This window comes from Clostridium sp. HBUAS56010 (genome assembly GCF_007115105.1).
Classification (GTDB): domain Bacteria; phylum Bacillota; class Clostridia; order Lachnospirales; family Lachnospiraceae; genus Lacrimispora.
In genome coordinates, this window is the sequence record NZ_SULJ01000011.1 from 60,903 (window position 1) to 73,744 (window position 12,842).

A 12,842-nucleotide genomic window follows, 5' to 3' on the forward strand; every position below is an offset into this window, starting at 1 on the left:
CATAAAATGTTGAAAACTATGTGGATAATGTGGATAACTACAATCCCAACAGAGTTTCTCCCACTTTTACAATGTCTCCAGCTCCCATAGTTATCAACAAATCACCGTGTATACAATTATTTAAAATAAATGTTTCAATCGCTTCAAAAGAAGGGATGTAATGAGCTTTTACCCCATTTTTCTCGATTCTTTCCACAATATCCCTGGAACTGATCCCCAGATTGTCGGTTTCCCGTGCAGCGTAAATATCTGCCAGCACCACTTCGTCAGCCAGTGACAATGCCTGCGCAAAGTCATCCAGAAAGGCTTTTGTTCTGGTATAAGTATGGGGCTGAAAAACAACCCAGAGTTTTTTATGTGGATAATGTTTGGCAGTCTCCAAGGTGGCTTTTATCTCCTGTGGATGGTGTGCATAATCATCAATGATTGTAACGCCTGCTATCTCTCCCTTTTTTTCAAACCGTCTGTTTGTTCCGGTAAACCGTTTTAATCCTTTTTTTACCATCTCAAGGGTAATTCCCAGTTCGGAGCAAAGAGCAATTGCCGCCAGAGAATTATACACATTGTGTTCTCCCGGAACGCCTAAAACAACCGTATCTACCATAACTTCATCAATCTTTAAATCATATGTTGCCCTGGCAAGATCATCGAACCGGATGTTCTCCGCCTGATACCTGCTTTTGTGGCTTTTTCCGAAGGTGACCACCTTACAGGGAAGTTCTTCAATGATCTCTTCCATGTGGTCAATATCCTGATTCATAACTAATAATCCATTCTCTGGAACCTTTTGTGCAAAAAGGCGGAAGGAATTCCTGATATCTTTTATATCTTTAAAGAAATCCAGATGATCTGCTTCTATATTTAGTATCACTGCTGTAGTTGGGAAAAAGGATAAGAAGCTGTTGGTATATTCACATGCTTCCGTTACGAAAAGATCTGGTCCTCCCACCCTTATATTCCCGTTGATGGAGTTTAATATTCCTCCTACGGAGATAGTCGGGTCTGTGTCCGCAGATAATAAAATTTCAGTAATCATGGATGTGGTTGTAGTCTTTCCATGAGTTCCTGAGATAGCAATGGCATTTGCGTAATTCTTCATCATCTGTCCCAGAAGTTCTGCTCTGCTTAAAATGGGAAGTCCCACCTCGCTGGCTCTTGCAAACTCTGGATTATCCGGATGTACGGCTGCTGTATAAACCACCACATCAATTCCTTCTGTTATATTCTCCGGTCTTTGTCCGTATGCCACCTTTGCACCCTTTGCTTCTAAATGGCGGGTTAGATCTGATTCATGAGCGTCCGATCCAGTTACCGTAAATCCTTCATCAATCAGAATCTCTGCCAGCCCGCTCATGCTGATTCCACCTATTCCAATAAAATGAATTGCCTGTGGTTTATTAAAATCAATCTGATACATGTCTTTTCCATCCTTAATTTTGTATTCGGCATTTCTTAATACTTTCACTTACTTTTACTGCTTTTTTCTTCGAAAGTCAACTGCTTTCTCTTCTATTATATAAGAAAGCATACAGAAAATCTACTGTAGAATCCCAATCAAAAAAAGGCACCTTACAGATTTTATGACCTGTAAAGTGCTTTTTATGACATGATTATCAGAAACCGTCCGCTTCCAGAACTCTCCCAGAGACTAACATAGCCTCCAGAACACCGGAAATCATGCACAGCATTTCTTTAAAACTACGAAACTGCTGCTGTACCCTTGCTTCACGCCAGTATAGAATCCCCTGCCAGGTAAAGTGTTCCCGAAACATCACTTTTACGGAAAATGAGGCATTTCTTCCAACTGCCTGCAGCAACGGACCTGCCTCGGTGCATACCAGTTTATCAAGACAGATGCCAAATACGGGTGGGGATTCCTGCCCCATATCAATATCCATATAACTCTCGCTGGGCTTCCACTGTTCATTATAGGAACACGCAGGGTTATTTAAAGCAAGGGCAGCCCGGTTCACTTCTCGTTTATTTCCCTTTAAAATAGCATCCGACAGCAGAATAAACTGCAGTTCACTTTCAAATGCTTCTTTGCACAATCCATGATTCCAAAATATGTTTCCCTGCCAGCTTGCATGGTAACGAAACCTGAGATAAATATAAAGTGTATTAAGATTTCCTGTATGACGCTCCCGCCTTATCCTCTGCATAGGAAATTCCAAAGGATTGGCTCCCGGCAGACTGCGTGTCTCAAAAGTCTGCCTCGGACCTTCTATCGCATCAAAAATCCGGTCCATATAAATCATCATTTCTGTAAAACTGTTAAATGGAACCCCAAGGGAACTGCCGCTTTGAAAGATCACGCCCTTAATATTCCAGTTCTCATAAGAATCTACTGCTATTGTCAAATACCTGTCTGTCTCATTGACTCCACTTAATCTTCCAACTGCCATCTTTCCATCCCTGTCCTCATGTAATATTCTAATTATAAACATAGATGGTTACATTCTGGTTACATGTTTTATACTTTATAAAATATTATTTTTTCACTGTAACTATACCAGTTTATCTATAAATGGATAATAGAAAGCCCCTGGTCATGTCAGACAACCAGGGGCTTTCTATCAATAAGAATGATCTATTCTGATAAAAACGGTCCAAAAATCGTATGCCTGTAGCGTTTTAAAACACCAAGCAATACATTACCCAAAATACCAATTGCCAGAATCTCTCCTATTCCAACAGTAATCATGGCATACCAGATAAGGTCCTGTGAACCGTAGGCGAACCGGAGTACCCATGGAACCACAATGGTATTGGCAATAATTGGTGGAAGGCATACCAGCCACTGTTTTTTCCGAAGCTGATAGGAACCAATGGCTCCAATTAAAGTGGCGAGACTGCCAAATATCACATCAAGCGTTGCCGCTCCAGCCAGGAAATTAGACAACAGACAGCCGATAAATAAACCTGGGATTGCTGCGGGTGTAAAAAAGGGAAGGATACAAAGGATTTCTGAAATCCGGAACTGGATTGGACCGAAACTGATTGGTGCAAAGATTAAGGTCAGCACAGTGTAGATGGCTGCAATGGCTGCGGAAAAAACCATAAAGTAGGTTCTTCCTGAGGATTTAAAATTCATATTGACTTCTCCTTTAGTTTTGTTTTAAGTGTGGAAGGTTTCGAACACACTTTCTTTTTTTGTAAAATCCCTTGGTTTTACAAGGAATTTTGCAACCTTGGTGATTCAAAAAAGCTTTGTTACGGTAACTTATGTACAGTTTTTGTACAGTTTCTGAAAAATATGGATATTTACCGCTTTGCACTGCTTATTTTGACTTATACAGTATAACACTACGCATTTGCTTTCGCAATCCCCTTTTATTTACTGCCCCCATAAACTTAAAACATAATTGACCGTTCTTTTTATCAGACAGTTACAATTTTTTTGTCTGGTAAAAACAACCGTCTAAGTATCAATCAAGAAAAATATGTTCGTTCTAAACTTAACGATACTCTAAATAATAATTTATTAAAATTGCCCAAATTTATACATGTTTTTTTTCTATCTTTCCTGCCACACCCCCATAAGTATCACCCTTTGTTTTTTCATACCACGCAAACCACGGTTTCCCGCAATATCTTTTGAGATATGTCTAAGCAAGGAAAAATAAACAAAGTTTTCAGCCAAAATTCCTTTTATGGTTGCCTCATCAGCACCAGCTCTGGCAATAAAATAATGTGCAATTCCTATATCCAGAAAATAAAATCTGGCATTCTCTTTAATGTTTAAATAATCACAATCTATGCTTTTGCTTGCATAAGCAATTATGTGGGTAGCCCGAAGCCAACCGATTGCATGGTTGATCATCTTTTTCGTAAATCTTCCACTTTCTTCCTTATACACGATCTTGCTTAAATCCTCAACCAGGTCTCTTATACCCTCTTTTTCTTTTTTCAGAGTAACTGCAATCCCATGGAACAATTTTTCAAATGTATTTGTCTCCATTACATCATCAAAATACTGTTTAGATTCATTGGTAAAAATCTCCAACAAACGCCGCAGTTCCACATCACATAGTTCAAAGCCTTTATGCTCTAAATATATATTAATTACGGAGGGATAACCTCCTATTCTCTGGTAAAGATCAAAGATTTCCTTTAATTCCTTATATTGAGCCGGATCAGAACCTCCAAACAAGTCAACAGAATCATATAAATCCCGCTTTCCAAAAACCTCTGTATAAACCAGAGCAAACTTCGATAAAAAATAAGAGTCATCCCCTGCCCTGAAAAGGGAGGAAATAACTCTCTATAAACTGATAGAAAATACACCTGGATTAAGTTTTGTTTAGGTGTGAAAGGTCTCAAACACACCGGCCTGTTTTTATGAAATCTCCTTTGAAATCAAAATTCATCCGCTCCACCTCCCACCTTATGATGGAAGGACAGAACCCTCCACCCATATGTATGGAAGCCACTCCCCAAACATCTTAAGAATTCCAGCCGTGTTTATTCCGGGCATATGCTGGAATCTTGGAAATGTCATATAGTGTTGACTTCCCGGCTCCATTTTCTGGCACTCTTTATATAACATTTTCAAGGCATCATTTATTAACATGTCATCACGCCTTCCTTGTAAACGCATTATAACACAAGCACATAACAGAATACAATGCAGCAGTCATAACAATTGGGGGAAGTACTTTTTATGCCGCCTCCTCCACAAACTCCCCATGAATTAATAGCAATGTAGATATGTCAGTTGTGCCTTATAGTAGAACTCGCTTTTTATTTACAGGATCACTTTTACCGGACATTTTTCCGCACATTTTCCACAACTCGTGCATCTTCCGTAATCGATTACCGCTACGTTATTGTCCATGTGAATGGCATCATATTCGCACTGCTTTGTACACAGCATACATGCGATACAGCCAACTTCACACTTTGCTTTTACTGTCTTTCCCTTATCATTAGAATTACATGCAACCAGGTGCTTCGCCTTATAGGGGACCAGATCAATCAGATTGTTTGGACAGGCTAACATGCATTTGCCGCATGCCACACATTTCTCCTTATCCACCACTGCTATCCCGTCAATCACATGGATGGCGTCAAATTCACAGACTTTCACGCAGGAACCATAGCCCTTACAGCCATAAACACAGGACTTTTCCCCAGAGCCGGGAACAACGGAAAGCATCCGGCAGTCCTCAATTCCGTAATAATGATACTGAAGGTTTGTCTTATGACAGGTTCCCTTACATTTTACAAAGGCAGTTTTCTTATCCAGGGAACCGGCCTTAACGCCCATGATCGTTCCAATTGCCTCTGCCACCAGGGCACCGCCCACCGGGCAGGCAAAAACCGCTGCCTGACCCGATACAATGGCCTTAGCCAAAGCGTCACAGCCCGCGTATCCACAGCCACCGCAGTTATTACCCGGAAGCTGGTTTCGAACAAGAAGCTCCCTTTCATCTTCAACCACCTTAAATCTTTCGCTGGCAAGCCCTAAGAACACACCGGTGAAAATACCAATGGCTCCCACTACTGCCGTCGCTAATACAATACCTGTTACCATGCTTTCGTCTCCCCCTTATTTGATTAATCCGGAAAATCCAAAAAATGCGATTGCCATAAGGCCCGAGGTAATCAGGACAATGGGAGATCCCTTAAAAGACAAAGGAACGTCATTGTACTCAATTCTCTCACGGACACCTGCCAGCATAATGATGGCAATGGTAAAGCCTACGGAAATACCCACACCGTTAATAACACTTTCCAGAATACCATACCCTTTCTGAACGTTGGCTAAAGCTACACCCAGAACTGCGCAATTGGTTGTAATTAGAGGAAGGTACACTCCCAATGCTTCATAAAGTGAAGGCATGGACTTCTTTAAAAACATTTCTACAAACTGGACCAGGGCTGCAATGACCAGAATGAAAACGATTGTCTGCAAAAACTCCAGGTGAAGTTCCATCAGGATCCCCCTGTAAATTACACTGGTAACAAAAGCCGCAATGGTAATGACGAAAATAACAGCCACGCCCATGCCGGCGGAGGTCTTTACTTTCCTGGATACCCCAAGGAACGGACAAAGACCGAGAAACTGGCTGAGCACCACATTGTTGACCAGGGCTGAACCAATGGCAATCAATAACAATTCTTTCATCAATCCATCCTCCTATTTCTCTTTTCCAGAAACCGTATCACCTGCACTAGCCGGTTCCTTTGCGGATTCCGTCTTGGTTTTTTTCTTAAAGCTACAGGCAGTACAGTTCCCTTTGCAGGTCAATTCAGACTTTAAAACCGGGCCATTGGTCGCAGAAGGTGCCTTAAACTTATTTTGAAGAGCGGTCAAAACAGCCAATACAAAGAACGCACCGGGGGCCAGAACAAAAATAGCAATATGAAAATCCTCTGGTATGACGGCCTTTCCGAATACAGCTCCCGAGCCTAACAACTCCCGTACAAGGCCTATGCAGGTAAGGGCAATGGTAAAGCCCAGCCCCATTCCGATGCCATCAAATGTGGATTCTAAAACACCATTTTTAGACGCATAGGATTCTGCCCTTCCTAAGATAATACAGTTTACTACAATTAGAGGAATGTAAATTCCCAGTGCAGCATACAGGCCGGGGACATAAGCCTGCAAAAACAGCTGCACAATGGTAACCAGTGTCGCAACCACAACAATATAAGCTGGGATTCTCACCCTGTCGGGAATGATTTTACGGAGAACTGATATCAGCATATTAGAAAACAGCAGCACCACGGTGGTGGAAAGCCCCATGCCTGCACCATTTACCGCCGATGTGGTAACAGCCAGAGTCGGGCACATGCCAAGCATCAGGATGAATGTGGGATTTTCCTTTACAATCCCGTTAAATAAACGTTCCATACATTTGTTGTTCATCATTTCTCCTCCTGCCGGTCTATACTGTGATGGACGTAATACAATGCAGCATTGACCGCATTCGTTACCGCGCCTGATGTAATGGTAGCACCGCTGATGGCATGGATTTCCCCTTCAACGGCATTTCCGGATTTTGTAACTATAAAGGCTTCCTCCTTCTTCCCAGCGTACTGATTCTTAAAATCCGGTTCCCTGGCCTTTAACCCCAGTCCGGGTGTCTCGCTGATTTCCAGAAATTCAATGCCATTTATAGTTCCGTCCTTTTTGATCCCTACAGAAATTTTCAGGCGGCCTGCATAGCTGTCGTCAGAATGTGAAATGACCACATATCCCAGGACAGTCCCGCCTTCATCCATAGCCAAAAGAGCGTCTTCCACAGCCACCTTTCCTAATTTCTGTAAAAGCAGTTCTTCATTACATGCCTCCACAGAAGCTATCATTTCATTATTCGTCATAAAATCCGTCGCTTCAGGAAATACCTTTTGATACGCCGCCAGGTTTGCCGATTGGGTCGCCCGTTCAATGGGCCTCTTGGTAACCTCATAACCGCTGCCCAGCAGAAAACCAGATACCAGAGTGATTAGACATAAAACCATTGCATCTTTCATATACCCAGCCTTTTTCATCTCACCTTCCCCTCCTTTCCAAATGCTGCAGGAAGAGAAACCTTTTCAATCAAAGGTACCAGAATATTGCCAATGATAATCGCATAGGAAACACCTTCCGCAGTGCTGCCAAATAAACGAAACAGGCCCGTCAGCACTCCCAGCAGAATGCCAAAAAGGATTTTCCCTCTTGGAGTAACAGGGGTAGTCGCATAATCCGTAGCCATAAAAAATGCCCCAAAAATAAGACCGCCACCGCATAAATGCGCCAGCACATACGGAATATTCTGATGTCCAAACACAAAGACAAAAACTGCAACAGTAAGAATATAAGCCCCCGGAATTTCAATGGAAATCACCTTTTTAAACAAAAGATAAACCGCACCCAGGAGCAGTGCTATGACAGACACCTCTCCAATGGTTCCTGAAATCCTTCCTATAAACATGGCCGTAATATTAACGTTTTGTTCCGCTTTAAGTGCGGCAAGAGGCGTCGCCCCTGCCACTACATCACGATATGTAAAATCCGTCATTTTTCCCGCAAAGGAAATCATCAGAAAGCATCTTGCTGCCAGCGCAGGATTCATGAAGTTCTGGCCAAGACCTCCGTAGAGCTGCTTTACCACAATGATAGCAAATACACCTCCTAAAAAGGGGATCCATAATGGAATGGCAGGAGGCATGTTAAGGCCCAGAATCATTCCTGTCACCAGTGCGCTTCCATCACTTACTGTGATGGGCTTTTTCATCAGAGTTTCAAATACATATTCACTGAGAACACAGGCCAAAACACTGACCAGCAAAACCAGTGCCGCCTTTATTCCAAAATGATATATTCCATACCCTGCCGCCGGAAGCATGGCAATGGCAACATCCAGCATAAGATTTCTGGTTGTAACCCGGCTTCTTATATGAGGTGATGACGATACGTTCAGCAAATCACTCATGGTTTCCTCCTTGCATTCTGCCTGCTTGCCGCCACTTGTCTGCGCATCTCTTTAAATGCCTGGGTAAGAGGGATTTCAGCCGGACAGATATAGCCGCAGCAACCACATTCACAGCATTCCATGCCGTTTAATTTTACAAACTGTTCCAGATCAAAACGCTTTGCAGTCTCCATTAGCATCACAGGAACAATATTTCCAGGACACACATTTACACATCTTCCGCACCGGATGCAGGCGTCAGATACCTGCTTTACTGCCTCATCCTTTGTCAGGCAGGTCAGGGAAGAAGAAACTTTTGTTACTGGAATATTTATATCAAACAGGGAATGCCCCATCATAGGTCCACCGGAGACCATCTTTTGGGGTTCGATGCGAAAACCACCGCAGGCTTCTATAAGTTCCCTATAACTGGTTCCAGTCCTTACATGGAAATTTCCAGGATTTTTTACCGCGTCCCCTGTCACCGTAATGATACGGCGGATTAATGGAATTCCCTTTGCAACTGCATTATAAATAGAAATCACCGTATCCACATTATCTACGATACAGCCTGCATCTGCAGGAAGCATGGAGGAATTAATCTTTCTTCCTGTAACTGCGTAAATCAGGGTCCGCTCACCGCCCTGTGGATATTTTGTCTGTAAGGGACAGACCGTGATTCTTGGTTCATCCTTTACAAGCGCTGTCAGCCGCTTAACAGCTTCCGGCTTATTGCTTTCAATGGCGATGACTCCTCTCGCCCGTTCAAACAGATGAAGAATGATATTGAGTCCTTTGATGATGCTTTCCGGTTCTTCCAGCATAAGACGGTAATCGGAAGTCAAATACGGCTCGCACTCCGCACCGTTTACAATGACCGTATTAATTTTAGATTCATCCTTGGGCGCCAGCTTTACATGGCTGGGAAAGCCGGCGCCTCCAAGACCTACGATTCCTGCTTCCTTTATCATGGTCCTGATTTCTTCCTTTGACAGGGTTTTATAATCACGTCCTTTGCCATAGCCGTCTGCCACATGATACATACCATCATTTTCAACGATCACAGAAGGAATTAAGGTTCCATTTGCAACCCTTCTTGATTCAATCGCTTTCACTTTCCCCGAAACAGAACTAATCACACAGGCAGAAATAAGGCCATCCGCCTCCCCAATCTTCTGACCGACCAGCACCTGTTCCCCTGCTGTTACCAAAGATTTTGCCGGTGCACCGATATGCTGGGATAAGGGGAAAACCATCTCTCCCTTTGGATGCACCACCATGATTGATTTATCTTCCGACAGTTCTTTTCCATCATAGGGATGGATACCGCCTTTAAATGTAGCCAAACCCATTTTATTGACCTCCTTATCTGTAACCCCTTACTTCTTTTGCAATGCCCAGACCTTCCTCCCGCAACAGATCGAATCAATTGGGTCTGGAAAATATCCTGAAATATTATATAACTCTTACAAAAACTGATCAGGAAATGTCCTGACCAGTTCTAGTTTTACTTCCATAATTGTTAGGCCCAGCAAAAATCTCACTTATAACCAGCCAGACCAGGTATGAAGGTTGACAGCCCCGGAACAAACGTCACCAACATCAGTATGACGAAAATAGCCGCATAAAATCTTAACAAGATAGGCATCACATGTTCCAGCTTTCTTCCGGCTATCTTTATTCCCACAAACAGTATGTTTCCTACCGGAGGAGTGATACATCCGATGGAAAGGTTAAAGACAATCATTATTCCGAAATGAAGCGGTGACATACCTAACTGCTGGCAGATAGGTAATAAAATAGGTGTAAAAACTAAGATTGCAGGGGTAAGATCCATAAAGGTCCCTACGAAAAGCAGCAGTAAATTAATGGCAATTAATATAATAATCCGATTATCTGATACAGACAGCACAACGCTTGCAATCGCATCCGGAATGCCTGTAAACGACATTACCCATGCCATAATATTAGAGGAGCCTACCAGAAACATGATGATACCTGACATTTTAGCACTGTTGACCAAAATGGTGTAAATATCTTTTATGTTAATCGTTTTGTAAAAGAATACCGATAAAATCAGACTGTAAAGAACCGCCACCGCAGATGCTTCTGTTGCAGTAAATATTCCGGCACAGATTCCGCCGATTACAATAATAATTAACAAAAGACTTGGAATGGCTTCCAGGGTATAATTGAGAAATTTTTTTAAAGTAATCTCTTTTTTGCTTACAAGATTCTGTTTCTTTGCATATGCATATGTAATTACCATACAGCTAAGCCCCCACAAAATGCCGGGAATATATCCCCCGAGGAACAATGCTGCAATGGAAGTTCCCCCACTGGCAAGGCCATATGTGATCAGACCCGTACTAGGCGGAATCAGTAACCCGGTAGGTGCAGTTGCCACATTCACAGCAGCCGAAAAATCTTCATTATATCCTTCTTCTTTCTCTATCGGACCAATGATAGAGCCCATGGCAGACGCTGCTGCTGTTCCTGAACCGGAAATGGCACCAAACAGCATATTTGCCACAATATTGGTGTGTGCCAGCGAACCGGGAATTTTCCCGGTCAAAGCCGTTGCAAAATTAATCAGACGTATGGCAATTCCACCCTTATTCATAATATTTCCTGCAAGTATGAAAAACGGAATTGCCAGTAAGGTAAAAATATTGATTCCCTGAAACATTTTTAATGCGGCAGCCGGAGCTGCTCCGCTAAAGCCCAAGGACTGGACGATAACGGTCAAAGACGCAACGCATAACGATATACCAATCGGTACTCCTGCTAACAACAGGATCACAAGAATTGAAAAGATTAAAATACTTGCTGCGGCTGTTCCCATGGCCTTATCTATCCTCCTTTGCTCTGTAAGCTGCAATAAGCTCTGCAATATTAATTAAGTTGAACAAAATAATCAGTATGCCGCTGAAAGGCAATATGAGATAAACCACATCCATGGTGATCCCCAACGTTGGTGATACCTGGATTGCCCCAACTCCTAAAAAACTCATTCCTCCTACAAGCAAGACCACGAATGCGGTAGCCATTACCAGAAGTTCAGACAGTATCGACAGCAATACCTTTATAATTGGTGAAAACTTATCCAGAAAGAACGTAAGATTCATGTGCTCACGTTCCCCAAATACCAGGGCTGTTGCAAGTAAAGAAATCCATACAAAAGAATAACTAAGGATATCTTCTGACATGGTAGATGGATTTTTCATGACATAACGCATAAATACCTGATAGATTGCCAAAAACGACATAAAGGCAAATAGTAACGCTACCGTACCGCTTAAAATTTTATTTAACCATGCTTTTAGTATTAAAATTGTGCGCATACCCTATTTTCCCTCCTGTATTTCCTGCAGTCTGTCATAAAGTGGCTGTAGTACCGGAGTTGCAGCAAGCAATTCCTCCCGCACCGTTTTTTGTACATTTTCGAACGGAGTCTTATCCACTTCAATAAATTCAACTCCTATTTTTTCTGCCTCTGCAATACAGTCAGTAATCTGCTTATCCCATTCTTCGCATTCGACGTTTGTAGCAACTTGAAAAGATTCATATAAAACCTTTTTTTCTTTTTCTGACAGGGAATCGAGAAATCCCGTATTACCCACCAGCATATCTGTAAAAATCTGATGTTCCGTACGGCTGTAATATTTGGCAACTTCCCCATGTTTCATGCTGATCAGCGCCATCTCCGGATTCATTGCCGCATCAATTACGTGGTTTTGCATTGCTGTGTATACTTCTCCATATACCATAACAACTGCTGCCGCACCAAATTTCTGAACAAATTTCACATTGGCCTCACTGGATTGAATTCTTACTTTAAGCCCTTTAATATCCTCCGGTGTATGAATTGGTTTTGAAGCGTATATGTTGTTGACTCCATTGGCAAACCACGCAACTCCCCGGATTCCTTTATCAGCAGTGCAGTTATAAATCAGATTTTTAAATACCTCATCGTTCATACATTTCCGGAAACTTTCCTCATCACGAAACAAATAAGGCAGCCCAAAGATTTTATAGCTGTCATCAAAGGATTCTAAATTACTTCCACTTGTAGCAACCAGGTCTAACGTCCCCATCTGAAGAAGTTCCAGCGCTTCACTGTTTCCTCCCATAATTCCGTTATAATAAATCTTCACCTCAACAGAATCACCCATCTGCTCCACTATGTAATCCTTCATAGCCCGTAAGCCAAAGCTGATTGGATGACCCTCCGGCTGGACCGTTGCAACACTTATAATACGTTTTTGGCTTTCTGCCTGGCCAGACACAGTTTTTGAACAGCCATTAAGGAAAATAATCATAAACAACCCCAATACCATTACCCATGTTTTTTTCATGTTAATACCCCTCTGAAAGCTTAATAAACTCCGCATAAAAGCTTTACACCTGTAACTTTAATCAAAGCCTGAGCGAACT

At 42.3% G+C, this 12,842-nt stretch carries 14 protein-coding genes; all 14 read right to left on the reverse strand.

Annotated features, from left to right (window positions below; all coding sequences use genetic code 11):
- Positions 1-37: 37 nt before the first annotated feature.
- A complete protein-coding gene (murC, locus tag FAY33_RS15370) occupies positions 38-1,417 on the reverse strand; it encodes a UDP-N-acetylmuramate--L-alanine ligase (protein WP_143322195.1) in 1,380 nt (459 codons plus the stop codon).
- Positions 1,418-1,613: 196 nt separating this feature from the next.
- Complete coding sequence (locus FAY33_RS15375; RefSeq protein ID WP_143322120.1) at positions 1,614-2,405, reverse strand: hypothetical protein; 792 nt, start codon at positions 2,403-2,405, stop codon at positions 1,614-1,616.
- A 185-nt stretch (positions 2,406-2,590) separates the two neighbouring features.
- On the reverse strand, positions 2,591-3,094 hold the full coding sequence (locus FAY33_RS15380; protein ID WP_143322121.1) for a QueT transporter family protein: 504 nt from the start codon (positions 3,092-3,094) through the stop codon (positions 2,591-2,593).
- Positions 3,095-3,517: 423 nt separating this feature from the next.
- On the reverse strand, positions 3,518-4,153 hold the full coding sequence (locus tag FAY33_RS15390) for a hypothetical protein (protein WP_143322122.1): 636 nt from the start codon (positions 4,151-4,153) through the stop codon (positions 3,518-3,520).
- Between the two features lie 234 nt (positions 4,154-4,387).
- Positions 4,388-4,573 carry a hypothetical protein gene (locus FAY33_RS15395; protein ID WP_143322123.1) on the reverse strand — a complete coding sequence of 62 codons (186 nt, stop codon included), beginning with the start codon at positions 4,571-4,573 and terminating at the stop codon, positions 4,388-4,390.
- 174 nt (positions 4,574-4,747) lie between these two features.
- Positions 4,748-5,536, reverse strand: a complete 789-nt coding sequence (locus FAY33_RS15400; protein WP_143322124.1) for an RnfABCDGE type electron transport complex subunit B — start codon at positions 5,534-5,536, stop codon at positions 4,748-4,750.
- A 15-nt stretch (positions 5,537-5,551) separates the two neighbouring features.
- Positions 5,552-6,130: an electron transport complex subunit RsxA gene (gene rsxA, locus FAY33_RS15405; protein ID WP_143322125.1), complete on the reverse strand. Its 579-nt coding sequence runs from the start codon at positions 6,128-6,130 to the stop codon at positions 5,552-5,554.
- A 12-nt stretch (positions 6,131-6,142) separates the two neighbouring features.
- Entirely contained in the window at positions 6,143-6,874 is a 732-nt protein-coding gene (locus FAY33_RS15410; RefSeq protein WP_143322197.1) for an electron transport complex subunit E, read from the reverse strand.
- Positions 6,874-7,500: an RnfABCDGE type electron transport complex subunit G gene (locus tag FAY33_RS15415; protein WP_143322126.1), complete on the reverse strand. Its 627-nt coding sequence runs from the start codon at positions 7,498-7,500 to the stop codon at positions 6,874-6,876. The genes FAY33_RS15410 and FAY33_RS15415 overlap by 1 nt, the downstream gene beginning before the upstream one ends.
- Positions 7,497-8,426 carry an RnfABCDGE type electron transport complex subunit D gene (locus tag FAY33_RS15420; protein ID WP_143322127.1) on the reverse strand — a complete coding sequence of 310 codons (930 nt, stop codon included), beginning with the start codon at positions 8,424-8,426 and terminating at the stop codon, positions 7,497-7,499. Before FAY33_RS15420 ends, FAY33_RS15415 begins: the two co-directional genes overlap by 4 nt.
- Complete coding sequence (gene rsxC / locus FAY33_RS15425) at positions 8,423-9,757, reverse strand: electron transport complex subunit RsxC (protein ID WP_143322128.1); 1,335 nt, start codon at positions 9,755-9,757, stop codon at positions 8,423-8,425. Before rsxC ends, FAY33_RS15420 begins: the two co-directional genes overlap by 4 nt.
- A 188-nt stretch (positions 9,758-9,945) precedes the next feature.
- A complete protein-coding gene (locus FAY33_RS15430; RefSeq protein ID WP_143322129.1) occupies positions 9,946-11,250 on the reverse strand; it encodes a TRAP transporter large permease in 1,305 nt (434 codons plus the stop codon).
- A 4-nt stretch (positions 11,251-11,254) separates the two neighbouring features.
- The gene (locus FAY33_RS15435; protein WP_143322130.1) at positions 11,255-11,749 is read right to left on the reverse strand and encodes a TRAP transporter small permease; all 495 of its coding nucleotides are present in this window, start codon (positions 11,747-11,749) and stop codon (positions 11,255-11,257) included.
- Positions 11,750-11,752: 3 nt separating this feature from the next.
- A complete protein-coding gene (gene dctP, locus FAY33_RS15440; RefSeq protein WP_243126785.1) occupies positions 11,753-12,763 on the reverse strand; it encodes a TRAP transporter substrate-binding protein DctP in 1,011 nt (336 codons plus the stop codon).
- Positions 12,764-12,842: the final 79 nt, after the last annotated feature.